Raw genomic sequence first — 25,585 nt, 5'->3', positions numbered from 1 at the left:
CGCACGCCTGCGGGAGCGGCCTTGAGCAGCTCCCGCAGTCTTCAGCGCTCGGCAATCAGCGCTCGGCAATCAGAGCCCGGCAATCAAATCCCGATAATCCTCGACCGCCGCAAACTCCCCGGTGTCCTTCGGCCCTTTGCGGCTGTCCGGTTCCTTCACGGCCAACAGATGCGCCACGCCGAAATTCCGCGCACTGCGCAGGATCGGCAAGGTGTCGTCGATGAACAGGCTGCGTGCCGGGTCGAAGTCGATATCGGCCTGCAAGGCGTCCCAGAATTGCGGGTTTTCCTTGGGAAAACCGTAATCGTGGGAGCTGATCAGCCGCTCGAAGTACGGCGCCAGTTCGATTCGTTCCAGTTTCAGCGACAGCGAATCGCGGTGCGCGTTGGTGATCATCACCACACGTTTGCCGGCTCGTTTGATCGCCTCCAGAAACGTGTCGGCGTCCGGGCGCAGGGCGATCAGGTGGGCGGTTTCCAGTTTCAGTTCACGCACCGACAGCTTCAGTTCCGCGCTCCAGAAATCCAGGCAATACCACTGCAATTGACCGGCATGGCGCTCGAACAGCGGCTGCAATTCCATTTCCGCCATGGCCCGGCTCACGCCATGCAGTTCGGCGTAGCGCTGCGGCAGGTGCTCCAGCCAGAAGTGGTTGTCGAAGTGCAGGTCGAGCAACGTACCGTCCATGTCCAGCAGAACGGTATCGATGTCGGACCACGGTAATGAAGGCATGGCAACGTCTCGAACGGTAGAAAGATATCCGACGCAAACAATCGGAAAAGCCGCGTTATAGTAGCGCGTTCACGCCAAGGAGCTTTGCATGCGCCAGAAACCCACCGTACTTGCCCGCGAGATCGTCGCCACCAGCCGACTGTTCTGCGTCGAAGAGCTGAAGTTGCGTTTCTCCAACGGCGTGGAACGTACCTACGAGCGGCTGGTCGGCAAGGGCGCCGGTTATGGCGCGGTGATGATCGTGGCGATGCTTGATGCCGAGCATGCGGTGCTGGTCGAGGAATATTGCGGCGGGACCGACGAGTACGAGCTGTCGCTGCCCAAAGGCCTGATCGAACCCGGCGAAGACGTGCTGGCCGCCGCCGAGCGTGAGCTCAAGGAAGAAGCCGGTTACGGCGCGCGTCAGCTGGAGCATCTGACCGAGTTGTCATTGTCGCCCGGTTACATGAGCCAGAAGATCCAGGTGGTGCTGGCCACCGACCTGTACGAAGAGCGTCTTGAAGGCGACGAACCTGAGCCGATGCGCGTGGACAAGGTCAACCTGCGGGAGTTGTCGGCGCTGGCGCAGAATCCGAATTTCAGTGAGGGACGCGCCCTGGCGGCGTTGTACCTGACCCGCGATCTGCTGACCCAGCGCGGATTTTTTCAGTCATGAGTGAGATGTCTATGAATTTTCCCCATCCGTTGATGGCGCCGGTGGTCGAGCTGGCCCTGCGGGCCGGCGAGGCGATCCTGCCGTTCTGGCGCGCCGGTGTGGCGGTCACCGCCAAGTCCGATGATTCGCCGGTGACGGCGGCGGACATGGCCGCTCACCATGTGATCGTCGCTGGTCTGACGGCGCTGGATCCGAGCATTCCGGTGCTGTCCGAAGAGGATGCCAACATCCCGCAAAGCGTGCGCGAGGGCTGGCAGCGCTGGTGGCTGGTGGACCCGCTGGACGGCACCAAGGAGTTCATCAGCGGCAGCGAAGAGTTCACCGTCAATATCGCGCTGATCGAAAACGGCCGGGTGGTGTTCGGTGTGGTGTCGATGCCGACCAACGGCCGCTTCTACGTCGGCGGCGCGGATCTGGGTGCCTGGCGCGGCGACACGGGCGGTACACCGGTGGCGATTCAGGTACGTGACGTGCCGGGGCCTGGTGAAGCCTTCACCGTAGTTGCCAGCCGTCGTCATTCGAGCCCGGAACAGGAACGTCTGCTGGCCGGTTTGAGCGCCAGTCTTGGCGAGTTGCAACTGGCCAATATCGGCAGTTCGCTGAAGTTCTGTCTGGTGGCTGAAGGTGCTGCCGATTGTTACCCGCGTCTGGCGCCGACTTCGCAGTGGGACACGGCGGCGGCGCAGGGTGTGCTGGAAGGGGCCGGCGGCGAGGTGCTCGACCTGAGCGGCGAAGCATTCTGTTACCCGCCACGGGAGTCGTTATTGAACGGTTTCTTCCTGGCATTGCCGGCGAAAGCCGCCTGGCGGACGAAGCTGCTGGAACTCGCCCGCACGTAAGCTCGCTCACTCTTCAGCGGTGCAGGACGTACTGCCCGCTGAACGTCACCGCATCTTCATCGCTGCCCGTATTGACGACCCGCGTGTGCAGCGTCAGTCGCGCCCGTCCATAGCGCTGATACATCGTCAGAAATTTCTTCCACACCGCAGCGCTCGGTGACGGGCAGATCGCAATGGCATCACCGGTCACCGGCAGTGGATAACTGATCTGTCCTTCCTGGATCACGATGTGTCCCTCCTCGATGCCTTCCTCTTTCAAGCGCAAATGCAACCAGCCCCAACCCGCCAGTACGGCGCCGCAATACAGGCTGCCGCCGAACATGGTGCTCTTGTGATTGACGTTGGCGTCCAGCGGCAGGTGCAGGCGCAGTTGCTGCTCATGCCAGTCGAGGACTTTGAGGCCCATGTCCCGGGTCAGCGGAATGTCGTGGTGAAGGACCGATTCCAGATAACGACTGTCGTGCTTCATGCCCGGACCTCTTGCGGCAGAAAAGTGAATTGAGCGTGCTTCATTCGGACTCGTCGGAATGGCCGCCGCTGCCAGCGAAATTCAACCCGTGCTTGCGCAGTTTGTCATGCAAGGTCTTGCGCGGAATGCCCAGGGCTTCGGCGAGACTGCGCACGGAACTGTGAGAGCGGGCCAGTTCGGCGGCGATCAGCGATTTTTCGAAGTTTTCCACTTGCTCGCTGAGCCCTCCCGCCGTGATTTCGACGTTGGTGCCGGGGCTGCCATCGGGCTGCGTGTTGTCCAGTGCCAGTTCCAGGCCGAGGGCAAAACGCTCCGCCGCGTTCTGCAATTCCCGCACGTTGCCCGGCCATGAATGCCGCAGCAGCAACGCCCGTTGCGCCGGCTGCAATTCATGCGGTGGCAGGCCATGGCGGGCGCTGGCTTCGTCGGCGTAATGCTGGAACAGCATCAGCGCGTCTTCACCCCGTTCACGCAGTGGCGGAATGCGCAGCGGCGCCACGTTGAGTCGGTAATACAGGTCCGCCCGGAAACGCCCCTGATCGGCGGCCTGGCGCAGGTCTTCCTTGGTGGCGGCGATGACGCGAATGTCCAGCGGGATCAACTGATTGCCGCCCAGACGCTCGACCACGCGCTCCTGCAGCATGCGCAGCAGTTTGACCTGCACGTCCATGCTCATGCTCTCGATTTCATCGAGGAACAGTGTGCCGCCGTTGGCAAATTCGAACTTGCCGATCCGGCGCTTTTGCGCGCCGGTGAAGGCGCCGGGCTCATGGCCGAACAACTCGCTTTCGACCACGGACTCGGCCAGCGCTCCGGCGTTGATCGCCACGAACGGGCCGTTACGCCGACTCGACAGATCATGCAGCGCGCGGGCGACGACTTCTTTACCCGCACCGGTTTCGCCGAGGATCAGCACGTCGGCCTTGGTCGCCGCCAGTGCGCCGATCTGCTCGCGCAGGCGCGACATCGGCGCGGACTGACCGACCAGCCGCGCGCTTAATTCGTTGCGATCACTCAGGGCCATGCGCAGGCTGCGGTTGTCCAGCACCAGACGCCGCAGAGCCAGGGCGCGACGCACGCTGTCGAGCAGGGCGTCACTGGCGAAGGGTTTTTCCAGAAAATCATAGGCACCGGCGCGCATGGCCTGCACGGCCAGGGGCACGTCGCCATGGCCGGTGATCAGCAGCACCGGCAGCTCCGGATCCTGAGCGTGCAGTTCGCTCAGCAGTTCCAGGCCATCCATGCCGGGCATGCGGATGTCGCTGACCACGACACCCGGCCAGTCGCGCTCCAGTTGCGCGGCCAGGCCCTTGGCTTCGGACAGCGGCAGAATTTTCAGGCCGGCCAGATCCAGAGTCTGGCCGAGGGCCTGACGCAGGTGCGGATCGTCGTCGATCAGCACCACCTGAATGCGGTTGTCGATGGTCATGCGCTTCGATCCTCGGACGGTTGCAGGCTGACCCCGGGTGCGCCGGCGCGCAGCCGCAGGGTAATCAAGGCGCCACCTTGCTTGTGGTTGGCGAACGACAGTTCGCCGCCGAAGGCGCGCATCAGGGTTTCGCAAATGGCCAGCCCCAGACCGAGACCCTGCGTGCGGGTCTTGGTCGTGTAAAACGGTTCGCTGGCTCGGCCCAGGGCTTCCATGCAGAAACCCGGGCCATTGTCGCGAATGTACAGGTTGACGCCTTCGTCGGTGGATTCGGCACTCAGCCACAATTTGCGCGGCGGGCCTTTCTCGGTCAGGGCGTCGAGGGCGTTGGCCAGCAGGTTGCCCAGCACCTGACGCAGCCGGGTTTCCCCGGCCTCGACCCACAAGGTCGCGGCGGGCAGGTCGCGGATCAGTTCGACGTCCATGCTGCGGCGACGTTTGGCCAGCAAGGCGAGTGCATCATCCAGCGCCGGTTGCAGGGCGACGCTTTCCGGGGCGTGGCGGTCGCGGCGGGCGAAGGCGCGCAGGTGAGCGATGATCGAGGCCATGCGCCCGGTCAGTTCGCTGATCAGTTTGAGGTTGCCGCGAGCGTCTTCGGTCCGCTCATGGTCGAGCAGCACTTCTGCGTTCTCGGCGTAGCTGCGGATCGCCGCCAGCGGCTGGTTGAGTTCGTGGCTGATGCTCGCCGACATCGTCCCCAGCGCCGACAGTTTGCCGGCCTGCACCAGATCGTCCTGGGCGCGGACCAGTTCCTGCTGCGCCTGTTCACGCTCAAGCACTTCCTGCTTCAAGCGCCGGTTCAGGCCTTCGAGATCGCTGGTGCGCTCGGCAACCCGGCCCTCAAGTTCCCGTCGGGCCTTGGCTTCGAAGGCGATGCGTTCCAGGTAATGACGACGACGCTGCATCATCAGGCCCAGCAACAGCATCACCACCAGCAAGGTGGCGCCGCCGATCGCCACCACGGTGCGCACCGGCCGGTCGATCAATGTGCGCGGGGCGAGGATGCTGACGCTCCAGCCGGTTTCCGCGATGTCCTGGGTCTGCGGCAGCCATGCGGTCGGGCTCAGGTTCAAGGGGCGTGGCTCGCGGGTCGGATAGGGCTGGATCGCGGTAATCGCCGCACGTTCGGTATCACTCAGGGGGCGGGTCGCGCGAAAGCGCCATTCCGGGCGCGAGGTCAGGATGACCACGCCGTTGTGGTCGGTCACCAGCAGTTGTTCCGGGGTTTTGCCCCACAGGCTTTCGGTGTGATCGAGGTCAACCTTGATCACCAGCACGCCGATGATTTTTTCGCCGCTGCGCACGGCGGCGGCGAAGAAGTAGCCGCGCTTGGCGGAGGTGGTGCCCAACCCGAAGAAGCGCCCGAGGCGGCCGGCCATGGCCTCGCTGAAGTAGGGCCGGAAAGAGAAATTGCGCCCGACGAAACTGTCGTGCTTGTCCCAGTTCGACGCCGCCAGTGTCCGGCCGTTGGTGTCCATCAGGTACATGACTTCGGCGCCGGTCTGCGCGGCGATGTTTTTCAACAGGCGATTGGCATTGCCCTGGGTGACGCCGTCGTCCGGCGCGCCGAGCACTGCGCGCAGCGCGGGCAGGTCGCCGAGGATTTGTGGCAGCACCTCATAGCGATGCAGCGTGCCCAGCAGGTTGGCGACGTAGAGGTCGAGGGTCTGGCGGTTCTGGCCGGCCAGTTCGCTGCGGTAATAACGCTCGGCCAGATGTTCCAGCGGCCACAGCAGCGGTGCCAGGCACAGGGCCAGCAGGGCGAGGCTGCGCCAGCGAGGGCGGCGGGGAAGGGTTGGAGTCATGAGCATCGAGCGCCTGTGGGTACAGGCGCATTATGCCTAGGCTTGCAGGCGCAGTCTGCGCACCCGTGGCCCGGTGTGCAGCGGCGCTGAAGATTCACACAGGACTTCAGGAAAAGACATCGGCGTCCTTGAGGAGGGCGGCAGCCTGATCCTTGGCCGACAGTTTTGGCGCTTCATCCAGTTGCCAGTCGATGCCCAGGTCCGGGTCGTCCCAGCGAATGCTGCGCTCGGACGACGGGTTGTAGTAGTCGGTGGTCTTGTAGAGGAATTCGGCGAATTCGCTCAGCACCACGAAACCGTGGGCGAAACCTTCCGGTACCCACAATTGACGATGGTTGTCGGCAGACAGACGCACCGCCACCCACTTGCCGAAATGCGGCGAGCTGCGGCGGATATCCACGGCGACATCGAGGACTTCGCCGACGGTGACGCGGACCAGTTTGCCCTGGGTGTTTTCCAACTGGTAATGCAGCCCGCGCAGAACGCCTTTCTGCGAGCGCGAATGGTTGTCCTGCACGAACTGCGTGTCGAGGCCGGTCGCGTCCTGAAAGGCCTGGGCATTGAAGCTTTCGTAAAAGAACCCGCGCTCGTCACCGAACACCTTGGGTTCGATGATCAGGACACCAGGCAGGTCAGTGGGGATTACATTCATCGGGATATTCCAGTGGCAGGTTTGAATGGCCGACATTCTTGCGCAAAGTGCCGTTGGGTGCGAGGGGGGCATGCAAATCCATCTGCCTCGCTGCGTGTCGGGGGACGGATGGTCGGGGGTTGCTTATCGCCCGAAGCAATGGCGATATAGGCGCCTAATAAAATTTCAGGGGTCGTTCCATGTCGTTCGCCACGTTGATTCATCGCGCCAGTTTGCCCAGTCCTCAGGTTTCGCTGGAGCAGGCCCGGCATCTGCTGGCGCAGCATTACGGCTTGAACGGCACGTTACTGGCTCTGGGCAGCCAACAGGACCTCAATTACCGGGTCGACAGCGAGCGTGGGCGGTTCGTATTGAAGATCTGCCGGGGCGATTATTCGCTGGTGGAGTTGCAAGCCCAGCATGCGGGCCTCAAGTACCTGGCCGAGCAGGGCGCGGTGAAGGTGCCTCGGGTGATTGCGGCCAGCAACGGCGCTGACCTGCTGACGCTGGACGTCGAGGGCGAGTCGGTGCATGTGCGGCTGCTCGATTACATCGAGGGGCAGCCGCTGACGGCCCTTGATCATCTTGGCCATGAGGTTGTCGCCGGCTTCGGTCGACTTTGCGGCGAAATGGATCTGGCCCTCGCCGGTTTCGATCATCCGGGGCTTGAGCGCACGTTGCAATGGGATGCGCGCCACGCCAGCGCCCTGATCGAGCACCTGCTGCCGGTGATCGAAGACGAACGCCAGCGTGCGCTGATCGCCGAGGCTGGCGAGCAGGCCCGGCTTCGTTTGCAACCGCTGGTGGAAAAGCTGCCGGTGCAGGCGATCCACATGGACATCACCGATGACAACGTGGTCTGGCAGCGTGACGCACGGCGCCACTGGCAGTTGCAGGGCGTCATCGATTTCGGTGATCTGGTGCGCACCTGGCGCATCACCGATCTGTCGGTCACCTGCGCCGCGCTGCTGCACCACGCCGCCGGCGATCCGTTCGTGATTCTGCCGGCGGTGCAGGCCTATCACGCGGTCAATCCGCTGCAACGCGAAGAGCTTCTGGCGCTGTGGCCGCTGATCGTGGCGCGGGCGGCGGTGCTGGTGCTCAGTGGCGAGCAACAGGTCAGCATCGATCCGGGCAACACCTACAGCCGCGACAACCTGACCCACGAATGGGAAATCTTCCGGGTCGCCACTTCGGTGCCGCTGGCATTGATGGAGGCGGCGATTCTCACGGCAGTGGGGCAGACGTTACCGGCCATCGACAGTGAAGGCTTTGCGCCGTTGTTGCCCGGTCTGGTCGGGCGCGAGTTCGCGTTGATCGATCTGGGGGTGTTGAGTGCGCACTTCGAGGCGGGCAACTGGGAGCAGCCTGGCATCGATCAGCGTCTGTTGAGTGAAGCTGCTGCTATCCATGGCCTGGCGTCCAGTCGATACGGGCAATACCGGTTGTCGCGCACCCGGCCCGACAGTGCCGAAGAGCCAGAGACATTCCCGCTGCACGTTGAATTGCATGTGCCCCAGGGTTCTACGGTGGAAGCACCGTTTGCTGGCGTATTTCACCTGTCGGCTGACGGCGCGCTGCGACTCGACGGCCCGCAACTGAGCTTGCGTTTGCTCGGTGTGAAGCCTTCGTTGCACAGCGGCGCAGCGCTGGTCAAAGGCCAGGTGCTGGGTTCGGTGGACGGTCCGTTGATTGTGCAGTGGGTTCGCGATGCGCATCTGCAGGCGCCGCTGTTCTGTACACCGAGCCGTGCGCCGGCGTGGCAGGCGTTGTCCCCGTCGCCGGCAGCGCTGCTGGGCCTGGCCTGCGACGCCGAGCCGGAACTGGACGCCAAGACCCTGCTGGCGCGCCGCGACGCCAGTTTCGCCCGCACCCAGAAACACTATTACGTCGACCCGCCGCGCATCGAACGTGGCTGGCGCAATCACCTGATCGACATGCAGGGCCGCTCCTATCTCGACATGCTCAACAACGTCGCGGTGCTCGGTCATGGTCATCCGCGCATGGCGGCGGTGGCGAGCCGGCAGTGGTCGCTGCTCAATACCAACTCGCGATTCAACTATGCGGCGGTCGCCGAGTTTTCCGAGCGCTTGCTGAAACTGGCGCCGGAGGGCATGGATCGGGTGTTCCTGGTCAACAGCGGCAGCGAGGCCAATGACCTGGCGATTCGTCTGGCGTGGGCCGCCAGCGGTGGACGCGACATGATCAGCGTGCTGGAGGCCTATCACGGCTGGACGGTAGGGGCGGATGCGGTGTCGACCTCGATTGCCGATAACCCGCAGGCCCTGAGCAGTCGCCCGGACTGGGTACATGCGGTGACCGCTCCCAACACCTATCGCGGCGAATTTCGCGGCCCGGATTCGGCGCCGGATTACGTGCGCAGCGTCGAACAGCATTTGGCGAAGATCGATGAGCAGAAACGTCAACTGGCAGGGTTCATCTGCGAGCCGGTCTATGGCAACGCGGGCGGGATCTCGCTACCGCCGGGTTACCTGAAAAAGGTCTATGAAATGGTGCGCGCCCGTGGCGGCGTGTGTATCGCCGATGAGGTGCAGGTCGGTTACGGGCGCATGGGCCACTTCTTCTGGGGTTTCGAGGAGCAAGGCGTGGTGCCGGACATCATCACCATGGCCAAAGGCATGGGCAACGGCCAGCCGTTGGGCGCCGTGATCACCCGCCGGGAAATCGCCGAGGCGCTGGAAGCCGAGGGCTATTTTTTCTCGTCCGCCGGTGGCAGTCCGGTGAGCTGCCAGATCGGCATGGCGGTGCTGGATGTCATGGAAGAAGAAAAACTCTGGGAAAACGCCCAGGTGGTCGGCGCGCACTTCAAGGCGCGGCTGGAGGCGTTGATCGATCAATATCCGCTGGTCGGTGCGGTGCACGGTTCCGGGTTCTACCTGGGGGTCGAGTTGATCCGCAATCGGGAAACCCTGGAACCGGCGACCGAGGAAACCACGCGGTTGTGTGATCGCCTGCGCGAGTTGGGAATTTTCATGCAGCCGACCGGTGATTATCTGAACGTGCTGAAGATCAAGCCGCCGATGGTCACCTCGCGTCAGAGTGTGGATTTCTTCGTCGACATGCTGGTGAAGGTGCTGGAAGAAGGACTCTAAGGCGTTTCGAACCCGTTAAATACCGATTTGTATCGATATTTAACGGGTTAAATTGGGATTGTTTTTTGTTTATGGCTTCTAAAGCCGATATTTATCGTTTATAAAGTCGCCATAGTCCGTCGTCCAATTCTGTACGGCGTGTTGAAAAAACCTCGACGGTTCCCTGGAGTCTGATCGACATGACCACCTTGAAAAGTACCCCACGCGCCGATGGCTTCTACATGCCGGCCGAGTGGGCGCCGCAAACCCAGACCTGGATGATCTGGCCCGAGCGTCCGGACAACTGGCGTCTGGGCGGCAAGCCGGCTCAGGCTGCTCATGCGGCAGTGGCCAAGGCCATCGCGCGTTTTGAACCGGTGACCGTCGCGGTCTCCGCCGGCCAGTACGAAAACGCTCGTGCTCGTCTCGACGTGCCGAATATCCGTGTGGTCGAGATGTCCAGCGATGATGCCTGGGTTCGCGACAGCGGCCCGACTTTCGTAATCAACAACAGCGGTGAAGTGCGCGGTGTGAACTGGGACTTCAACGCTTGGGGCGGCTTTGACGGCGGCCTGTATTCGCCGTGGAACCGTGATTCCCAGGTTGGCGGCAAGATTCTTGAAATCGAGCGCAGCCCGCGTTACCGCACCGAAGGCTTCGTGCTCGAAGGCGGCTCGATTCACGTCGACGGCGAAGGCACTCTGATCACCACCGAAGAATGCCTGCTCAACCGCAATCGCAACCCGCACCTGGGCCGCGAAGAAATCGAAGCGGTGCTCAGCGAAAACCTGTCGGTAGACAAGATCATCTGGCTGCCGGATGGCCTGTTCAACGACGAAACCGACGGCCATGTGGATAACTTCTGCTGCTATGTGCGTCCGGGCGAAGTGCTGCTGGCGTGGACTGACGATCCGCAGGATCCGAACTACCCGCGCTGCCAGGCTGCGATGAAAGTGCTGGAAAGCAGCACCGACGCCAAGGGGCGCCCGTTCACGGTGCACAAGATGCCGATTCCGGGGCCGCTGTTTGCCACTGAAGAAGAATGCGCGGGCGTGGATCCGGTGGACGGCACCCAGGAGCGCAATCCGAGCGTGCGCCTGGCCGGTTCCTACGTGAACTTCCTGATCGTCAATGGCGGCATCATCGCACCGAGCTTTGACGACCCGATGGATGCTCCGGCCCGGGAGATCCTGCAGAACCTGTTCCCGCAACACGAAGTGGTCATGGTGCCGGGCCGTGAACTGTTACTGGGGGGCGGTAACATTCACTGCCTTACCCAACAGCAACCCGCGCCGCACAAAGAGTGAGTGCGGATGTAACAGCTTGAGTTGATTGGAAAAACGACCGGGCAGTCATTTGTTGCCCATGCTTGAAGAGAAACCCGCAGCCCGTCAGGACTGCGGGTTTCTTTATGTCCGCTGGTCGACAATTTGATTACGTTGGCATAGCTCTTGTATCGCTTATGGCGCACTAGGGAGGGGGGAGAACTTCAACGGTTCTGTCATAAACCTTGGATAACTTAGCCGCTCATGAACGGGGAGAGAGCGCTGAAATGAACGCCGAAGTGAACGTAATCAGCGAGCGGACGTTGCATCCCATGGCTGTAAATAGTGAGTCGCTCCAGATTGTCGCGCACTGGTTGAAGTCCAATGGAACGCGTCAGATCAGGGAACCTGATCCGCGCCGGATGATGATCGAGCGTTACCCCGCTGGCCTGTTCAGCGAGGCCGAACTGGAAGCACTCTGGGATGTGATGGAAGGATAAGAAGAACAAACAAGGATTGTAAAAAGCGCTGCCGGGATGGCAGCGCTTTTTTTATGGACGCGATATCAGAAGCTGTTGGGGTCGTTGACCACCAGGTTGACTGCCTTTCTGGCGATGACGGCTGGCGGTTTTGATTCGACCGATTGCCGCAACAGACTGAAAGTCATTCCGGCGTTTTTCCGCAGCGACCGAGGGACTAATGTGCCGGCATCTTTCCCATCCTTTGCCGGAGTTCTCCGATGGCTCTTCATTACATCTACGACCCGCTGTGTGGCTGGTGCTATGGCGCCACACCGCTGGTGCAAGCCGCGCAGCAGGTGCTGCCGGTGATCGCCCACGCCGGCGGCATGATGACCGGTGCCAACCGCCAGAGCATTTCGCCGCAACTTCGCAACTACGTGATGCCTCACGACCGGCGCATCGCCGAATACACCGGTCAGCCGTTTGGCGAAGCGTACTTCGAAGGTCTGTTGCGCGATCACTCGGCGGTGTTTGATTCGACACCACCCATTGCCGCTGTGATGGCAGCCGAAAAAATCGACGGCCGTGGCCTGGAAATGCTTGGACGTTTGCAGACTGCGCACTATGTCGAAGGGCGGCGAATTGCCGACCAAAGTGTGCTTGTGGAATACGCGGTGACGCAGGGTTACAACGCCGAGAGGTTCTTGTATGCCTTGCAGTCCGTCGACACCGAACAACACATAAAGAACAGCCGCGCCCTGTTGGCAAAACTGGGTGGGCAGGGTTTTCCAACTTTCGCACTGGAACAGGACGATCAATTCGCATTGGTTGATATCGGGCCGTGGCTTGGCAAGCCAGAGGCTTTTGCCCAATGGTTGAGGGAGTCGTTTACACCGGCGCGAGGGACTGAAAGCCTGCCGGTCTGTGGCCTCGACGGTTGCGCATGATCCCGCATTAAAATCCCTGATTGCTGGCAGTTCCGTGCAATCGGCCATCGCAAAATTTACTTTTTTTAGACGTTTTTCGCCTATTTAAAGACGATTCTTGAAATTGACACATTGTCGAGGGCGCGGCTACGATTCGGCCCAACGCCTGTGGCTAACCGCCATGATTCAAAATCAGGAGCAGGCCCGCCATGACATTGTCTTGAGCGGGTCTTTTTGTTTCGGGGTGAATAAAAGAGTGCACCAAGCGCCGTTTCAGCCGTTCGACACAGCGCGTTTCAACCCGTAATAAGGAAAACAAAATGTTGAACAAGCGAATCAGTTTGATCGCACTGGGGATGTTGAGCGCCACTCAGGCAATGGCTAACGACCAGGCCGAGTCCAAGGGTTTTGTGGAAGACAGCAGCCTCAAAGTGCTGCTGCGCAATGCCTACATCAATCGTGACTACAAAGACGGTCGTAAAGACAAAGCCGAGTGGGGCCAGGCGGCCATCGGTACGTTCTCGTCCGGTTTCACTCAAGGCACCGTAGGTGTGGGTGTGGACGCTTTCGGTCTGTATGCACTGCGTCTGGATGGTGGCGAAGGCCATACCGGCGCGCAGGGTATCGACTTTTTCAAGCAGGGCGATCACCCGCCAGGCTCAAGCGATAAAGCCGCTCATGACCTGTCCAAGGGCGGCGCGGCCGTCAAATTCCGTATTTCCAACACCGTATTGACTTACGGTGACCAGATGCCGGCCCTGCCGGTGCTGAGCTACGACAATGTGCGTCTGCTGCCGGAAAGCTACACCGGTACCTTGATCACTTCCAAAGAGATCAAAGGCCTGGAGCTGAATGCCGGTCGTTTTACTGCCGAATCGCGCAAAAGCGCTGAAGGTCGTGACAGCGGTGGTCTGAAGTCGATCAACGTGTTGGGCGGTAGCTACCAGTTCACCGAACAGTTCAAGGCTGCGCTGTACGCTTCCGACGTCGAAGACGTGCTGAAGAAGCAATACGTGAACGCCAACTACGTGTTCCCGATCGACAAGGACCAGTCCCTGACCCTGGACTTCAACGGCTACCGCACCAAGCTGGACAACTCCTATGTCCGCGAAAATGGTGTGACCGGCGACGACAACAAGATCTGGAGCCTGGCAGCAACTTTCGCCACCGGCCCGCACTCGTTCACCGTGGCGCATCAGCGCTCCACTGGTGACAGCAACCTGGGCTATGCCTATGGCGGCTATCAGAAAGAACAAGGGCGCGTGGGTGATGGCGGCAATACCATCTACCTGGCCAACTCCTACTGGTCCGACTTCAATGCTGAAGACGAGCGCAGCTGGCAGTTGGGTTACGGTCTGGACTTCACGGCGTTCGGCGTACCGGGTCTGAGCTACAACTTCGCGTACGTGCGTGGCGACAACATCACTACCTCCACCAGCACTGGCGGTACCGAGCGCGAATATTTCAACCAGTTCAAGTACGTCGTGCAAAGTGGCCCGGCCAAAGACCTGAGCATCAAGCTGCGTAGCTCGATCCTGCGTGTGTCGCAGAAATCCAGCGAATACAACGTCAGCGGCAACGAACTGCGTGTGTTTGTGGATTACCCGATCAACGTCTTCTGATGATCGATTGACCCGCAAGACGCGACAGAAAAACCCCGACTCGTTCGGGGTTTTTTTTTGACGCTTTTTGAAAAAACAGCATAAAAACCCGTGTTTTTGTCATTTGAAATGCACTTTCAGGCGGCTTCAAATCGCGTTTCAAACAGCGCTTTAAGTGCCTGAAATTCTTTCTCATGGACGCAAATTCTCCACCTAATAGATTAGGCCGCTCAACGCAGCGGAGAATTGGGTAATGATCGTTTTAACCAGAGAAGTGGGCGAATCGCTACGGCGCGACAAGTACGCCAATGTGCAGGGTGCTGACTTCAATCTCTACGGTCATTTCGCCGACTTCGTCAGACTGACCAAAAGTTGGGAAAACATGGAGCCTGACAGTTACTACGGTCAGGCCGAAGCCGGCATGCGTTACCGTCGTTACAGCGACTTTGAATACAACCCCAAGACGCGCGAACTGAAGCAGCTGGAACATCGCGCGTACGTGCAGTCCAAGGCCAACAACAGCTATGTGGGCGGTGTGGTGCGGCACTTCCAGGACTTCTCGGACGAAGTCATCAGCTCGCCGGTGATGCGCAGCCTGATCGACACCGATTTCGAAGTGTACAAAAGCGTGTTGCCGGAAGAGTTGCACGATGAAATCTGGCAATGCCAGATCCATCAGATCCGTATCGAGATCAAACCCGGCAAACAACTGGAAATCACTCCGGAGGGGATTCACTGCGACGGCTATCCGTTCAGCGGCGTGCACTTCTGGGGGCGCAACAATGTCGAGGGCGCCGAAAGCCGCCTGTACGACATTCACGAGCAGCAACTGGCGTCGACCACTTACCAGGAAATCCTCGACACCACGTACTTCCTCGACCGCGACATGCGCCACTACGTGACACCGGCACGCAACACTCACTCCCACGCCATGGCGTACCGGCAGATCCTGGCGATTTCCTTCTCGCGGCCCGGGACCGCTTTCGACATTGTTCGCTAATCAGATCACCCCAATCGACGGCGTCGAATGCTCGACGCCGGTGGTGCTGCGGCGCGCGACGGCCAAGGACGCACAGCGCATGGAGCGTTTCTTCCGTCAGTTCGACGAAGTGTCGTTCTGTGAATGGCAGGACGCCAAATGCCTGCGCGGCGTGCTGATCCAGAAAACCACCACGGCCTATCTGGCCTTCGATGTCGAAGGCGAGATCGTCGGCGCGGTGCTGGGTGGCATGCTCGGCAGTCGCGGCACGATCAACCATCTGGCGGTCAGTCTGCGCTATCGCAGCCAGGGCGTCGGCCAGCGGCTGGTGGAAGCGGCGTCGGCCGACATGAAACGGGTCGGTGTGCTGCGGATGTTCCTGTTCGTCGATGATGCTAACCTCGCGGGCAAGCGTTTCTGGACGGCCCAGGGTTTTTGCGAACCTCATGGCGAGCGGACATTTGAGAGGGATCTATGAATGAAACATCCGGCAGTGCGCCGCTGATGGTCGACCGTCAGCCGTCGCGCACCTTTGCCGAAGCCAGCCCGGTGGTGGCCGGTTACTTCACCGTGTCGTTCGTGTTCGGGCTGATGGCGGTCAACGCGGGGCTGCCGCTGTGGCTGCCGGTGGCCATGTGTCTGTTCGTGTATGCCGGGGCTTCGCAATTCGCGGCGCTGGCGCTGATCAGCAGCGGGGCGTCGCTGACCACCATCGTGCTGACCACGTTTCTGATCAATGCGCGGCACATGCTGATGTCGGTCTACATGGCAAAAGCCCTGCGGGCGCTGGGCCTGAGCCGCATGGAGCGCTGGTGCTACGCCGGCGGCCTGACCGATGAATCGTTTGCCTTCCACAGCGTCAAACTCGGCACCGGTGCGCCGGTGAACATCCGCTATCTGATCGGCTTCAACCTGTTCTGCCACACCTCCTGGGTGATCGGCGGATTGCTCGGCGCCCTGTGTGCGCAGTACGCGTCGCACCTGATCAAGTACCAGCTCGATTACGCGCTGACCGCGATGATGCTCTACGTGCTGGTCTCGCTGTGCAACACCCGCAACAAGCTCATCGCCGCCATGGCCGCCGTCGTCTGCATGGGCGCTCTGAGCCTGGTGGGCAGCTCGCCGTTCAACGTTTTCATCGCCACGTTTGTGGGCTGCGGAGTGGGTGTATGCCTGACCAAACGTTCCTGATTCTGGTGGTCGCGTTGATGATGGCCGTGACCTTTCTGCCTCGGGCTCTGCCGCTGCAGGTCAACACCGAGCACTGGCCGCCCTTCGTCGCCCGGGCGCTGGAATACCTGCCGGTGGCGATCGTCGCTGCGATCAGCCTGACACCCTTGTTGATCAAGGATCAGCACATACAGCTCGATCGCCCGGAATTTTATGCAGCGATTCCGACGCTGTTATGTGCGTACTTCAGCAAAAACCTCTTTCTCAGTGTGGCGGTTGGGACGGCTGCGTACATTGCGCTCGGCTCGTTCATGTAGCGGCAGATCGACCACGTCGTTCAACGCCTGGCCGGACAGGTCCGGGTTGTTCACCGCCAGGCGCACTTCGAGGAAATCCTCGAACCCGGGGAAGATCGTCAGGCCGTTTTTCTGAGCGGCCTCGCGAGAGACCATGCCGATGGCGTCCATCTGCGTGATGAGCGACAAGGTCAGCGTTTCGCTGCAGGAGTAGATCGTCCGCTGACTGTTCTCGTGATTGCCCAGCCCGGCGTCGAGAAAACGCAAAAAGCTGTGGGAATACGGACAATCTTCTGCCGGACGCACCTGAAACTTGTTGCCGAGCAACGTCAGCGGATCGTTCTCCTGACCACAGTGCGCGCCGACCACCTGCACCTGCACTTCCGGCAGGACAATGCTCGGCAAGCCCGGACGCTGCGGCCCGATCAGCACCGCCAGATCGAAATCCTCGTTCTTCAGCTTGCTGAGGTTTTCCATCGATTCGGCGTAGCTGAATTCCATCTGGTAGTCGGGAAACACCTCGATCAGGCGTCCGATCAGTCGCCGGTTGAAATCCGGGTCCAGCGTAGTGTTCAACGCCACTTTCAGCGTGCGCTGTCCCGGCACCTTCAACGCTTCGACTTTCTCTTCCATCTGCCGCGTGGCAATCAGCACTCTGTCCATATAGGGCGTCAGCTCCGTGCCTTGCGGCGTCAGCGTCAGCCCCTTGTTGGATCGTCTAAACAAGCGGAAACCGAACTGCTCTTCGACCTTGTTCAACTGTGCGGCCAGGGCTTGCACGGTCAGGCACGAATGCTCGGCTGCGGCCGACAACGAGCCGGTCTGCACGATGCGCATGAGGTTGCGTAAGGTTCTGCTATCCATGGGTAATGCCCTCTGAAGTGGGCTGGGTATTGTTGTGTACGTGACGGCCTGAACGGCTCCATTTGCCGGCTATATTCCTGTACCTGAGCATAGTTGTCGCGCAATTAGTAGCGAATTGATGTCCTCGCCGATGGCTGGAGGCTGACACAGGATCGGGGTTTTTGGCGACGCGGGGGTGATTGGGGTCAAAAAAAGTGCACGGTTTGGGTGCGTCTGCGGGGATTTTCAAAGGGAAACGACTGACATTGTCGGCGCGTTATGTCAGCAATTGAGCAGGCATATCTCAAACGAAGTTCAAATAACGCTCATAAAAAAGCCGACATCACTGTCGGCTTTTTTGTCGAAGTTACTCGAAATTGTGCTCCCTCAAGCAGGGGAGAAGAGGTCTCACCCGAACGCTGATTTTCAGGTCATCAACGGGGTTCCTAACGCCGACTATCGCCACCTGATGGCAGCCGGTTTCGCGCTCTTGAGGGGATTCTCTGTCACTGAACTTCGGCTTGTCAATTCATTACACCACCTCACAAATGAAGTACCCCACCCCTACTTTTTCCCCACCCGACACATGCCTAAATTGAGCTCCAACACCTGACCATCATCCCGAGGGCAGGTCACTGGAGTAGTCGTCATGCCATTTGTCAGCGTACGCATCACCCGCGACGGCGTTACCCGTGAGCAGAAAGCTCAGGTGATCGCCGAAATCACTGAAACCCTGGAACGCGTCCTCAACAAACGCCCGGACCTGACCCACATCGTGATCGAAGAAGTCGACACCGATAACTGGGGCTACGCCGGCATCACCACCACCGAATACCGCCGACAACTGGCGGAACGGGGTCAGTCATGACCCCGACCGTGACCATCGATTTCGTTTCCGACGTGGTGTGCCCCTGGTGCGCACTCGGGGCGACAGCGCTGGAGCAGGCGATCGGCAATCTGGCCGGCGAGATTTCGGTGGAGCTGACCTACAAGCCCTTCGAACTCAACCCGGACATGCCCGCCGAAGGTGAACCGGCCGTGCAGCACCTGATGCGCAAATACGGCCGCACCGCCGAAGACGTCGCTGCCGGCAAGAAGATGCAGATCGAACGCGGCAAGGCCATCGGTTTCGAGTTCGACCTGGAGAAACGCACGCACTTTCACAACACCTTCGACGCCCATCGCTTGCTGATGTGGGCGGCGCAGGAAGGGCGGCAGGTTGCGCTGAAAAAGATCCTGCTGCGCGCTTACTTCCGCGATGGTGACAACCCCAACGATCACCCGACGCTGATCCGTCTGGCGACCGAAGCGGGGCTGGATGCGGCGAGGGCTCGCAAGGTGCTGGCCAACGACGAATTCGCCAGCGAAGTGCGCCAACTGCAGGCGTTCTACCGGCAGCACGGGATCAACTCGGTGCCCGCGCTGATCCTGAACGGCAAGCACCTGGTGTCCGGTTCGCAATCGGTCGAGTACTACGAACAAATGCTGAAACAACTGGCTATCGCCTGATTCAACACCCACTTATTGATTGAGGATTTCATCATGAGCAACTCGAAAAAAACCGTTGTTATCACCGGTGCTTCCCAAGGTCTGGGCGAAGGCATGGTCAAGGCCTTCCGTGAGCTGGGCTACAACATCGTCGCCACCTCGCGCTCGATCAAGCCGTCGAACGACCCGCAGATCCTCACCATCGCCGGCGACATCGGCGACCCGGCCACTGCTCAACGCGTGATCAGCGAAGGCGTGGCACGCTTCGGCCGCATCGACACCCTGGTCAACAACGCCGGTATCTTCGTCGCCAAACCGTTCACCGCCTACACCCCGGAAGACTACGCGGCGGTGCTGTCGGTCAACCTCAACGGCTTCTTCTACATCACCCAGCTGGCCATCGCCGAGATGGAAAAACAGAGCAAGGGCCACGTGGTCAACATCACCACCAGCCTGGTCGACCATGCCATCGACGGCGTGCCTTCGGTCCTCGCTTCCCTGACCAAGGGCGGCCTCAACGCCGCGACCAAATCCCTGGCCATCGAATACGCCAAACGCGGAATTCGGGTAAATGCGGTATCGCCGGGCATCATCAAGACGCCGATGCACGGCGAGGAAACCCACGCGGCACTGGGGGCGCTGCATCCGGTTGGGCACATGGGTGAGATCGACGACATTGCGCAGGCGGTGGTGTATCTCGATAACGCCAAATTCGTGACCGGTGAGATTCTGCATGTGGATGGCGGGCAGAGCGCTGGGCACTGATTGATCCGGTAACACAAAGCCCTTGCAGCGATGCGAGGGCTTTTTTGTGGGTCGCGTTTTATGGATCCGGACTCAGCACTTTGACCGCATCATCGACCAGCGCCTTGCTCAACTCCTGCAAATATTGCGAGGCGCAGGCGTGGAGTTCCGGATCGTTGGCGGCAGAAGTATCCGAGGTGAGCAATTTGGAAATATGAAGCAGGTGGGAGGCGTGGGAGAGGGCGGTGACGACCGGGACGCCGGGGTTGGTGCGGAAGAGTGCGTGGTTGGACTGGAAGGAGAAATGGGTGAGGCCGAGGGTTTTCAGATCGTTGGGTTTGGTCATGGCTTCACCTACCGTTGGCTGGTTGGTGGAAGGGGCAGACTCTGGACGGATCGATGCTAATCATTTGTGAAACTCCCTGTATCAAATGAGCGCTACCACTTCGTTCTCAGGCGAAAGGGTGGCAGCTATGCGCAGGCTGAGAAACCGGAGATACAGGAACCCGGCAGACCCGAAGGTCTCCCACGCACAGCCGCCATTGCACGGAAATGCAGGCACAAAAAAACGCCGGCAAACGTGGGTCGGGGCGCTGGTGCGCCTGCATCTTACGCGGGTTCTCAGGCCCGGTCGCTGAATTGGCAGCGACGGGATTGACGGTAGCTTGAGGGAGGGGGAGAGCGCAATCGTGGCCAGGTGGTGGCGGGGAGGCCGACATAATCGCATGCAACACTTATGTTGCATGGGTAACAAATATGTTGCACGGTCGCTCTGCCGAAATAGCGCGTGATGCGCATAAGCGACATCGAGTTTCAGCGATGCAGCTAGGCCACAAGGGTGAGACTGAGTTTGTACCCCATGAGAGGAAACGTGATGTTCGAATATGCGTTGGAAGTCCACCAGGAGCCGGGCAGTGTCTGGTTGTCCTGCGCAGAAATTCCAGAGATGCACGCCGCTGGCGACACCCTCGAGGAAGCACTCGACGGCGCCATAGATGCAATGGAAACAGCCTTGTCGATCTACGTTGATGATCGCCGATTGATTCCGACAGGTGATGCGGGAGAGCAGGAAAGTGACGCGGTATTGCGTCTGCCTGCACTGACTGCGGCAAAGGTTGGGCTCTGGAATACGCTTCTGGAATCTGGGGTCAGCAAAGCTGAACTGGCACGACGCTTGGGTGTACAACGACCCCAGGTAGATCGATTAGTCGATTTCCTGCATCACTCCAAGATCGAGAATGTCGAGCGTGCATTGCAGCAGCTTGGGCGCCGGATTTTGCTCTCGGTTGAGGCTGCGTAGGATTGGAGAAAAGCCCCCGACAGCGATTGCTGTCGGAGGCTTTTCATTTGGCGCGGAAAACCCAAACCCCAGAAACAACAAAGCCCCTGCATTTCTGCAGGGGCTTTGTTTTGTATGGTGCCGGCACCAGGAATCGAACCCGGGACCTACTGATTACAAGTCAGTTGCTCTACCATCTGAGCTATACCGGCGTGTGGGCGACGATTATAGCGACTCGGGTGCTTCTGTAAACCCCTGAATTCAGACTATTTTTGCGCCCTCTTCGAATCACGCCCGGCGCAGGACTTTGCGCAGTTTTTGTACAGCGCGCCAGGCGCGGCTGTTTTGCATGGCTCGCAGTTCGGCTTCGGCTTGTTCGGCGCGTTGCAGGGCGGTTTCCAGTGCAGGGTTTACCGGGTGGGCGAGGTTGTGGCCTTTGCACAGCTGGAAGTTGTCGAGATTGCACGGTGGCAGGTCGAACGCGGGTTTGAGGTTGATGTGTTCGTTGGCGAGGAAGAAGCTGTTGAGGCCGTCGAACAGGACGTTGGTGTAGCCGGCGTCGGTCACCAGGTGTTCCCAGGTGTGGTCGCGCTCCCATGGGGTTTCGATGAGGATGATCCATGGGCGGAATCGGCTGAAGTCCATGCCGCGCAGGACGGTTTCTTCGTGGCCTTCGACGTCGATTTTCAGGAAGTGGATCGGCCGCTCGGCGGCGTGTTCTTCGCAGATTGAAGTCAGTGTGCGTGCATTGACGGTGAGGCTTTGCACGTTCATGCCGAGGTTTTTGCGCTCTTGTGCAATGACCGGGTCAGCGGTGGACAGGCCAGTGTCGGGAATACCGTAAAAGGTCAGTTCGCCCGGCTGGTCGCTGGCCACGCATTGCAGCGTGGTGTCGCGGGGGCGATGCTGGCGGAGTGCGTCGTGGTAGTTCTGCATCGGTTCGACATTGATGCCCTGCCAGCCACGATCGTAAAAGGCCTTGGTGACCGAGTCGTGGATCGGGTCATTGGCGCCGACGTCGATATAAAAACCGTTTTCAAAATACTGCAGGGCGCGCCAGAGGCGAACGTCCTCGAAATTCTGTGCGTAAGAAATGAACGTCACGGTCGCTTCCTGTCGGTCAGATTTTTTCTTGTTCGGGCGTGCGCTACCTGCACGGCGTAGGTCTGTATAACAAGGGCGGTGGGCAGGCGCAATTGCCGGTTGCCGGCGTCCGCGATTCGGCGGTTATGTCCTTTTATTCGAAGGCTTATGCACAACAGGCTTTGTAGAGAACGCGCTTAGGCAGGTTTTTGTGAACGGGTTCTCATCTGAGTTGCAAATCCCTGTTTTGCCGGTTTTTTCTTTTCATGAACAAAAAATGACCAAGGCTGTTAATGGCCTGAAACAACCGTAGATATTGGATCCACGACAATTCCATCAACAGAGTTATCCACAGGCTGTGAAGGATTAATCGCGTTCTGCCAGCAACAGGAAATTGCGCGGTGTGAGCGGCGCCTCGCAGAAGGTGCCGAGACGTACGACATATCCTTGTTCGGTGAGGAAAAGTGCCCGATCCAGATTCAGCCAAAGCTCCAGCGGCCGTCGGAACAGTCCGCGCAGCAATTCCAGGTTGCGAACTTCGGCCAATCGCTGCCAACCAGCGGCTTCCAGTGCTACCCAATCTGGCGCGCCAACTGTGGATAACTCTTTCAACGCTGCCAGATCGCGGCAGTAATCGGCGAACGGTTTGTCCAGCCAGGCGCTCGGCAGGGACGGCGTCGGCAAGTATTCGTCGACGCCACGCACTTGCCGTTGCAATAGATCAAAGGCCAGTCGGCGGGCCATGGAGGCGTCACGCTGACGTCGGACGCGGGCACCAGCCGTGACGGTTTCGCTCATTGGCAGGGACAGATCTTCCAGCGAGAGCTGCAGGGCTGATCGCGAACCGGCGCAAGATAGCGCCTGATACTCCGTGCGACTGATCCGGTTGTAGCAACACGGGGCGATGGCCAATTGTCGGCAACCAGCCGCCGAAGCCAGTTGCATCAGCCGCACGTGCAAGTCACCGCATGCGTGCAGAGCGACGGGCGTGTGCTCGGCGCTCAGCAACAATGCGGTGTTCGCCGCAAGCACATCCTGCTCGACATGCAGCGCATGCAAATGATGACGCTGACTCAATGCCTGACCGCTGGCGACCAGCGCCGGGTCATATTCCAGGCATGTGAGTTGCTGGTCAGCACCGAGCAGACGCCGGCCCAAGTGGCCTTTGCCCGAACACCAATCCAGCCAGTGCTTCGGTTGCGCGGCAAACGCCAAGCAGCTGGCGAACGCCTCGATCTGCTGCCATTTGCGCCCCGGCACATCGATATTCAGGCGATGTCCGGCGGCTTCCAGCGTATGCGCAGGCAAATCACCCACCGAACCCAGCTCAAGCGACAACGTTGCCAATGAAGCAAACGGCTCCGGCGCATCTATAAGTTCGGCAGGTTGGTTGTGGGCGTTTTCCGCATCTTCCAGCGATCGCCTGCGTAGCCACGAGGCCAGTTCCGGGTAGGACGCTTCCCAAGGCAGTTGCAGATGAGTGAACGGGCGGGGTTTCCACAGCGCCTGATGCGCTGTGAGAAATGTATCCAGTGCCGTGAAACGGGCGAGCAGATCCTCGCCCATCAGCACGTCAGAAGAATCAGCGCCCCTGGCACGCATCGACGCGCAGCCAGCGTTCAAGCAGCTTGAAGCCGCGAACCAGCACGTAGGCCATCACCAGGTAGAACACACCGGCAGCGAAGAAGATCTCCACCGGCAAGTAAGTGCGGGCAATGATCGTGCGCGCCATGCCGGTCAGTTCCAGCAGAGTCACGGTGCTGGCCAGGGCGCTGGCCTTGAGCATCAGGATTACTTCGTTGCTGTAGGCCGGCAGACCGATGCGCGCGGCACGCGGCAGGATGATGTAGAACAGTGCTTTCGGCCGTGACATGCCCAGTGCCCGTGCCGCTTCGATCTCGCCCGGCGGAATCGCCTGGATCGCGCCGCGCAGGATCTCGGCGATGTACGCTGCGGTGTGCAGGGTCATGGTCGCAGTGGCGCACCAGAACGGATCGCGCAGGTATGGCCACATCGAGCTGTTACGCACCGCATCGAACTGCGCCAGGCCGTAGTAGACCAGGAACAGTTGAACCAGCAACGGCGTGCCACGGAAAAAGAAGATGTAGGCGTAGGGCAAAGCGCGCACGTACCACAGCTTCGAAGAACGGGCGATACCCAGCGGAATTGCCAGCAGCAAACCGGCGATCACGGCGATGGCCACCAGTTCCAGGGTCAGCGTCGCGCCCTGGGCCAGTTTCGGCAGCCATTTGATGATGACTTCCCAATTCATTGAGCGCTCCTCGCGAAGCCGCGTGCGGCGCGTTTTTCCAGCAGATGCATGCCGATCATCGCCAGCACGGTCAGGCACAGGTACATGAGCGCCGCCACCATATAAAAGGTGAATGGCTGCTTGGACACGGTCACGCCGATCTGCGCGTGACGCATGATTTCTTCCAGGCCAATGACGGACACCAGCGCGGTGTCCTTCATCAGGATCATGAACAGGTTGCCCAGGCCGGGCAGGGCGATGCGCCACATCTGCGGCATGATCAGTTTGGTGAAGATCCGCCATTTCGACAGGCCCAGGGCCACGCCGGCCTCACGGTGGCCTTTGGGAATGGCGAGGATCGCGCCACGAAACACTTCTGTGGCGTAGGCGCCGAAGCACAGGCCCAGCGCAATGACGCCGGCGGCAAAGGCGCTGAGTTCCAGTTCGGGATTGCCGAGGAACTCACCGAGCGCGCGCATCGCGTTGACCGTACCGAAGTAGATCAACAGCACCCAGAGCAATTCCGGGACACCGCGCACCAGGGTCGAATAGGTTCCGCCAAGCCACTGCAACGGCTTGTACGGGGAAGTCTTGGCCAAGGCGCCGAGCAGACCGAGCACCAGCCCCAGGCACAGGGCCGAGAGTGCCAGTTTGACGGTCATCAGCGCACCGGCGAAGAGCGCCGGGCCGAATCCGTGGAGGTCGATAATCATGGATTTCTTTTCAAATCGCGGCAGGCAAGGCCGGGGATCGGCGCCGCCATGTGGCGGTGCCGATCCGGCAGGTCAGGATCAGTAGATGCTGAACGGGAAGTACTTGTCGTTGATCTTCTTGTAGGTACCGTCGGCGACGATTTCCTTCAGCGCGGCGTTCAGCTTCTCGCGGATCGGGTCGCCTTTGCGTACAGCGATACCGATCTTGTCGCTTTCTTCCACCGGGTCGCCTTTGAATTCGTAGGCTTTGCCAGCGTCGCTTTTCAGCCACTCGTAGTTGACGTATTTGTCGGCGAGGATGCCGTCCAGACGACCGGAGGTCAGGTCGAGGTAGGCGTTTTCCTGGGTGTCGTAGAGTTTCACTTCGACGCCCGGCATGTTGTCTTCCATATACGTGCCGGCGAGGGTCGCGCGTTGGGCACCGATCACTTTGCCTTTCAGGGAGTCCTTGTCGGTCTTGAACTCTTTATCCTTCGGCGCGATGAATTGCAGCTTGTTGGAGTAGTACGGGTCGGTGAAATCCACCGCTTGCTTGCGCTCGTCGGTGATCGACATCGAGGAAATCAGGAAGTCGAACTTCTTGGCGTTCAGGGCCGGGATGATGCCGTCCCAGTCCGAGGTGACTACGGAGCATTCAACTTTCATCTTGGCGCACAGGGCGTCGCCGATGTCTTTATCGAAGCCGACGACGTTGCCGCTGGCGTCTTTGTTGTTGAACGGCGGGTAAGCCGCTTCGATGCCCATCTTCAGGGTCTCGGCCATGGCACCGGCGCTGAACGCGAGAGTGACGGCGGCGGCCAGGAAGACCTTTTTGTAGTTCTGCATGCGGGTAGC

Annotated in this window: 27 protein-coding genes and 1 tRNA gene; 15 read left to right on the top strand and 13 right to left on the bottom strand. The window is 60.2% G+C overall.

Annotated elements, in window-relative coordinates; genetic code table 11:
- Window positions 1–69: 69 nt before the first annotated feature.
- Entirely contained in the window at window positions 70–732 is a 663-nt protein-coding gene (gene yrfG / locus AC1MDC_RS08315) for a GMP/IMP nucleotidase (RefSeq protein WP_085698025.1), read from the bottom strand.
- A gap of 88 nt (window positions 733–820) precedes the next feature.
- On the opposite strand from yrfG, the gene nudE reads away from it, so the two are divergent.
- Together nudE and cysQ are read left to right on the top strand one after the other, a co-directional pair.
- Window positions 821–1,387 carry an ADP compounds hydrolase NudE gene (gene nudE, locus AC1MDC_RS08310; protein WP_064382762.1) on the top strand — a complete coding sequence of 189 codons (567 nt, stop codon included), beginning with the start codon at window positions 821–823 and terminating at the stop codon, window positions 1,385–1,387.
- Between the two features lie 5 nt (window positions 1,388–1,392).
- The gene (cysQ, locus tag AC1MDC_RS08305; protein ID WP_480392869.1) at window positions 1,393–2,226 is read left to right on the top strand and encodes a 3'(2'),5'-bisphosphate nucleotidase CysQ; all 834 of its coding nucleotides are present in this window, start codon (window positions 1,393–1,395) and stop codon (window positions 2,224–2,226) included.
- A gap of 13 nt (window positions 2,227–2,239) precedes the next feature.
- On the opposite strand, the gene AC1MDC_RS08300 is transcribed toward cysQ, so the two are convergent.
- The 4 genes from AC1MDC_RS08300 to rfbC form a co-directional block, all read right to left on the bottom strand.
- Window positions 2,240–2,695, bottom strand: a complete 456-nt coding sequence (locus AC1MDC_RS08300; RefSeq protein WP_085698027.1) for a YiiD C-terminal domain-containing protein — start codon at window positions 2,693–2,695, stop codon at window positions 2,240–2,242.
- 40 nt (window positions 2,696–2,735) lie between these two features.
- Complete coding sequence (locus AC1MDC_RS08295) at window positions 2,736–4,124, bottom strand: sigma-54-dependent transcriptional regulator (RefSeq protein ID WP_480392821.1); 1,389 nt, start codon at window positions 4,122–4,124, stop codon at window positions 2,736–2,738.
- Window positions 4,121–5,929: a sensor histidine kinase gene (locus AC1MDC_RS08290; RefSeq protein ID WP_085698126.1), complete on the bottom strand. Its 1,809-nt coding sequence runs from the start codon at window positions 5,927–5,929 to the stop codon at window positions 4,121–4,123. Before AC1MDC_RS08290 ends, AC1MDC_RS08295 begins: the two co-directional genes overlap by 4 nt.
- Before the next feature lie 106 nt (window positions 5,930–6,035).
- The gene (gene rfbC, locus AC1MDC_RS08285) at window positions 6,036–6,581 is read right to left on the bottom strand and encodes a dTDP-4-dehydrorhamnose 3,5-epimerase (RefSeq protein WP_085698029.1); all 546 of its coding nucleotides are present in this window, start codon (window positions 6,579–6,581) and stop codon (window positions 6,036–6,038) included.
- 179 nt (window positions 6,582–6,760) lie between these two features.
- Here rfbC and AC1MDC_RS08280 point away from each other — a divergent pair, with 179 nt between their 5' ends.
- The 9 genes from AC1MDC_RS08280 (at window position 6,761) to AC1MDC_RS08240 (ending at window position 16,371) form a co-directional block, all read left to right on the top strand.
- Window positions 6,761–9,673, top strand: a complete 2,913-nt coding sequence (locus AC1MDC_RS08280) for an aminotransferase (protein WP_085698030.1) — start codon at window positions 6,761–6,763, stop codon at window positions 9,671–9,673.
- Between the two features lie 179 nt (window positions 9,674–9,852).
- Complete coding sequence (aguA, locus tag AC1MDC_RS08275) at window positions 9,853–10,959, top strand: agmatine deiminase (RefSeq protein WP_007952634.1); 1,107 nt, start codon at window positions 9,853–9,855, stop codon at window positions 10,957–10,959.
- Window positions 10,960–11,204: 245 nt separating this feature from the next.
- Window positions 11,205–11,417 (top strand): hypothetical protein, encoded by a 213-nt coding sequence (locus tag AC1MDC_RS08270; protein ID WP_007952633.1) that lies wholly within the window; start codon window positions 11,205–11,207, stop codon window positions 11,415–11,417.
- A 239-nt stretch (window positions 11,418–11,656) separates the two neighbouring features.
- Window positions 11,657–12,325 (top strand): DsbA family protein, encoded by a 669-nt coding sequence (locus AC1MDC_RS08265; protein WP_480392820.1) that lies wholly within the window; start codon window positions 11,657–11,659, stop codon window positions 12,323–12,325.
- Between the two features lie 299 nt (window positions 12,326–12,624).
- Entirely contained in the window at window positions 12,625–13,926 is a 1,302-nt protein-coding gene (locus tag AC1MDC_RS08260; RefSeq protein ID WP_085698033.1) for an OprD family porin, read from the top strand.
- A 232-nt stretch (window positions 13,927–14,158) separates the two neighbouring features.
- On the top strand, window positions 14,159–14,905 hold the full coding sequence (locus AC1MDC_RS08255; protein WP_011331995.1) for a 2OG-Fe dioxygenase family protein: 747 nt from the start codon (window positions 14,159–14,161) through the stop codon (window positions 14,903–14,905).
- A gap of 79 nt (window positions 14,906–14,984) precedes the next feature.
- A complete protein-coding gene (locus tag AC1MDC_RS08250) occupies window positions 14,985–15,362 on the top strand; it encodes a GNAT family N-acetyltransferase (RefSeq protein WP_007952618.1) in 378 nt (125 codons plus the stop codon).
- Window positions 15,359–16,075, top strand: a complete 717-nt coding sequence (locus AC1MDC_RS08245) for an AzlC family ABC transporter permease (protein WP_085702720.1) — start codon at window positions 15,359–15,361, stop codon at window positions 16,073–16,075. Before AC1MDC_RS08250 ends, AC1MDC_RS08245 begins: the two co-directional genes overlap by 4 nt.
- Window positions 16,054–16,371 (top strand): AzlD domain-containing protein, encoded by a 318-nt coding sequence (locus AC1MDC_RS08240; protein ID WP_007952614.1) that lies wholly within the window; start codon window positions 16,054–16,056, stop codon window positions 16,369–16,371. Before AC1MDC_RS08245 ends, AC1MDC_RS08240 begins: the two co-directional genes overlap by 22 nt.
- On the opposite strand, the gene AC1MDC_RS08235 is transcribed toward AC1MDC_RS08240, so the two are convergent.
- Complete coding sequence (locus tag AC1MDC_RS08235; RefSeq protein ID WP_085684111.1) at window positions 16,288–17,214, bottom strand: LysR family transcriptional regulator; 927 nt, start codon at window positions 17,212–17,214, stop codon at window positions 16,288–16,290. The genes AC1MDC_RS08240 and AC1MDC_RS08235 overlap by 84 nt on opposite strands.
- Window positions 17,215–17,842: 628 nt before the next feature.
- On the opposite strand from AC1MDC_RS08235, the gene AC1MDC_RS08230 reads away from it, so the two are divergent.
- From AC1MDC_RS08230 to AC1MDC_RS08220, 3 genes are read left to right on the top strand one after another with little or no spacing between them, the layout of a single operon-like run.
- Complete coding sequence (locus tag AC1MDC_RS08230; protein ID WP_007952610.1) at window positions 17,843–18,061, top strand: tautomerase family protein; 219 nt, start codon at window positions 17,843–17,845, stop codon at window positions 18,059–18,061.
- Entirely contained in the window at window positions 18,058–18,702 is a 645-nt protein-coding gene (locus AC1MDC_RS08225; protein ID WP_085702719.1) for a DsbA family oxidoreductase, read from the top strand. The genes AC1MDC_RS08230 and AC1MDC_RS08225 overlap by 4 nt, the downstream gene beginning before the upstream one ends.
- A 33-nt stretch (window positions 18,703–18,735) precedes the next feature.
- Window positions 18,736–19,446, top strand: coding sequence for an SDR family NAD(P)-dependent oxidoreductase (locus AC1MDC_RS08220; protein ID WP_480392819.1), 711 nt, complete (start codon window positions 18,736–18,738; stop codon window positions 19,444–19,446).
- Between the two features lie 58 nt (window positions 19,447–19,504).
- On the opposite strand, the gene AC1MDC_RS08215 is transcribed toward AC1MDC_RS08220, so the two are convergent.
- Window positions 19,505–19,771 (bottom strand): DUF3077 domain-containing protein, encoded by a 267-nt coding sequence (locus tag AC1MDC_RS08215; protein ID WP_480392818.1) that lies wholly within the window; start codon window positions 19,769–19,771, stop codon window positions 19,505–19,507.
- 528 nt (window positions 19,772–20,299) lie between these two features.
- Here AC1MDC_RS08215 and AC1MDC_RS08210 point away from each other — a divergent pair.
- Window positions 20,300–20,725 carry a type II toxin-antitoxin system HicB family antitoxin gene (locus AC1MDC_RS08210; protein WP_480392817.1) on the top strand — a complete coding sequence of 142 codons (426 nt, stop codon included), beginning with the start codon at window positions 20,300–20,302 and terminating at the stop codon, window positions 20,723–20,725.
- 115 nt (window positions 20,726–20,840) lie between these two features.
- Here the strand turns inward: AC1MDC_RS08210 and AC1MDC_RS08205 are convergent.
- The 6 genes from AC1MDC_RS08205 to AC1MDC_RS08180 all read right to left on the bottom strand — a co-directional run bounded on the left by AC1MDC_RS08205 (window position 20,841) and on the right by AC1MDC_RS08180 (window position 25,576).
- Window positions 20,841–20,916: transfer RNA gene (locus tag AC1MDC_RS08205), tRNA-Thr, on the bottom strand.
- 76 nt (window positions 20,917–20,992) lie between these two features.
- The gene (locus AC1MDC_RS08200) at window positions 20,993–21,808 is read right to left on the bottom strand and encodes an FkbM family methyltransferase (protein ID WP_480392816.1); all 816 of its coding nucleotides are present in this window, start codon (window positions 21,806–21,808) and stop codon (window positions 20,993–20,995) included.
- 345 nt (window positions 21,809–22,153) lie between these two features.
- Entirely contained in the window at window positions 22,154–23,389 is a 1,236-nt protein-coding gene (locus AC1MDC_RS08195; protein WP_480392815.1) for a methyltransferase, read from the bottom strand.
- Window positions 23,370–24,059 (bottom strand): ABC transporter permease, encoded by a 690-nt coding sequence (locus tag AC1MDC_RS08190; RefSeq protein ID WP_007952568.1) that lies wholly within the window; start codon window positions 24,057–24,059, stop codon window positions 23,370–23,372. Before AC1MDC_RS08190 ends, AC1MDC_RS08195 begins: the two co-directional genes overlap by 20 nt.
- Window positions 24,056–24,751 carry an ABC transporter permease gene (locus AC1MDC_RS08185; protein ID WP_085698042.1) on the bottom strand — a complete coding sequence of 232 codons (696 nt, stop codon included), beginning with the start codon at window positions 24,749–24,751 and terminating at the stop codon, window positions 24,056–24,058. Before AC1MDC_RS08185 ends, AC1MDC_RS08190 begins: the two co-directional genes overlap by 4 nt.
- A 78-nt stretch (window positions 24,752–24,829) precedes the next feature.
- Window positions 24,830–25,576 carry an ABC transporter substrate-binding protein gene (locus tag AC1MDC_RS08180; RefSeq protein ID WP_085684088.1) on the bottom strand — a complete coding sequence of 249 codons (747 nt, stop codon included), beginning with the start codon at window positions 25,574–25,576 and terminating at the stop codon, window positions 24,830–24,832.
- Window positions 25,577–25,585: the final 9 nt, after the last annotated feature.

The sequence above is a fragment of the Pseudomonas sp. 1 genome (assembly GCF_056626735.1).
This window is presented reverse-complemented; position numbering and strand designations above follow the sequence as displayed.

What these genes read in the sequence shown, in the direction of transcription:
- yrfG (WP_085698025.1), bottom strand. Translation starts at nt 732, where the DNA reads ATGCCTTCATTACCGTGGTCCGACATCGATACCGTTCTGCTGGACATG.
- nudE (WP_064382762.1), top strand. Translation starts at nt 821, where the DNA reads ATGCGCCAGAAACCCACCGTACTTGCCCGCGAGATCGTCGCCACCAGC.
- cysQ (WP_480392869.1), top strand. Translation starts at nt 1,393, where the DNA reads ATGTCTATGAATTTTCCCCATCCGTTGATGGCGCCGGTGGTCGAGCTG.
- AC1MDC_RS08300 (WP_085698027.1), bottom strand. Translation starts at nt 2,695, where the DNA reads ATGAAGCACGACAGTCGTTATCTGGAATCGGTCCTTCACCACGACATT.
- AC1MDC_RS08295 (WP_480392821.1), bottom strand. Translation starts at nt 4,124, where the DNA reads ATGACCATCGACAACCGCATTCAGGTGGTGCTGATCGACGACGATCCG.
- AC1MDC_RS08290 (WP_085698126.1), bottom strand. Translation starts at nt 5,929, where the DNA reads ATGACTCCAACCCTTCCCCGCCGCCCTCGCTGGCGCAGCCTCGCCCTG.
- rfbC (WP_085698029.1), bottom strand. Translation starts at nt 6,581, where the DNA reads ATGAATGTAATCCCCACTGACCTGCCTGGTGTCCTGATCATCGAACCC.
- AC1MDC_RS08280 (WP_085698030.1), top strand. Translation starts at nt 6,761, where the DNA reads ATGTCGTTCGCCACGTTGATTCATCGCGCCAGTTTGCCCAGTCCTCAG.
- aguA (WP_007952634.1), top strand. Translation starts at nt 9,853, where the DNA reads ATGACCACCTTGAAAAGTACCCCACGCGCCGATGGCTTCTACATGCCG.
- AC1MDC_RS08270 (WP_007952633.1), top strand. Translation starts at nt 11,205, where the DNA reads ATGAACGCCGAAGTGAACGTAATCAGCGAGCGGACGTTGCATCCCATG.
- AC1MDC_RS08265 (WP_480392820.1), top strand. Translation starts at nt 11,657, where the DNA reads ATGGCTCTTCATTACATCTACGACCCGCTGTGTGGCTGGTGCTATGGC.
- AC1MDC_RS08260 (WP_085698033.1), top strand. Translation starts at nt 12,625, where the DNA reads ATGTTGAACAAGCGAATCAGTTTGATCGCACTGGGGATGTTGAGCGCC.
- AC1MDC_RS08255 (WP_011331995.1), top strand. Translation starts at nt 14,159, where the DNA reads ATGATCGTTTTAACCAGAGAAGTGGGCGAATCGCTACGGCGCGACAAG.
- AC1MDC_RS08250 (WP_007952618.1), top strand. Translation starts at nt 14,985, where the DNA reads ATGGAGCGTTTCTTCCGTCAGTTCGACGAAGTGTCGTTCTGTGAATGG.
- AC1MDC_RS08245 (WP_085702720.1), top strand. Translation starts at nt 15,359, where the DNA reads ATGAATGAAACATCCGGCAGTGCGCCGCTGATGGTCGACCGTCAGCCG.
- AC1MDC_RS08240 (WP_007952614.1), top strand. Translation starts at nt 16,054, where the DNA reads ATGCCTGACCAAACGTTCCTGATTCTGGTGGTCGCGTTGATGATGGCC.
- AC1MDC_RS08235 (WP_085684111.1), bottom strand. Translation starts at nt 17,214, where the DNA reads ATGGATAGCAGAACCTTACGCAACCTCATGCGCATCGTGCAGACCGGC.
- AC1MDC_RS08230 (WP_007952610.1), top strand. Translation starts at nt 17,843, where the DNA reads ATGCCATTTGTCAGCGTACGCATCACCCGCGACGGCGTTACCCGTGAG.
- AC1MDC_RS08225 (WP_085702719.1), top strand. Translation starts at nt 18,058, where the DNA reads ATGACCCCGACCGTGACCATCGATTTCGTTTCCGACGTGGTGTGCCCC.
- AC1MDC_RS08220 (WP_480392819.1), top strand. Translation starts at nt 18,736, where the DNA reads ATGAGCAACTCGAAAAAAACCGTTGTTATCACCGGTGCTTCCCAAGGT.
- AC1MDC_RS08215 (WP_480392818.1), bottom strand. Translation starts at nt 19,771, where the DNA reads ATGACCAAACCCAACGATCTGAAAACCCTCGGCCTCACCCATTTCTCC.
- AC1MDC_RS08210 (WP_480392817.1), top strand. Translation starts at nt 20,300, where the DNA reads ATGTTCGAATATGCGTTGGAAGTCCACCAGGAGCCGGGCAGTGTCTGG.
- AC1MDC_RS08195 (WP_480392815.1), bottom strand. Translation starts at nt 23,389, where the DNA reads ATGCGTGCCAGGGGCGCTGATTCTTCTGACGTGCTGATGGGCGAGGAT.
- AC1MDC_RS08190 (WP_007952568.1), bottom strand. Translation starts at nt 24,059, where the DNA reads ATGAATTGGGAAGTCATCATCAAATGGCTGCCGAAACTGGCCCAGGGC.
- AC1MDC_RS08185 (WP_085698042.1), bottom strand. Translation starts at nt 24,751, where the DNA reads ATGATTATCGACCTCCACGGATTCGGCCCGGCGCTCTTCGCCGGTGCG.
- AC1MDC_RS08180 (WP_085684088.1), bottom strand. Translation starts at nt 25,576, where the DNA reads ATGCAGAACTACAAAAAGGTCTTCCTGGCCGCCGCCGTCACTCTCGCG.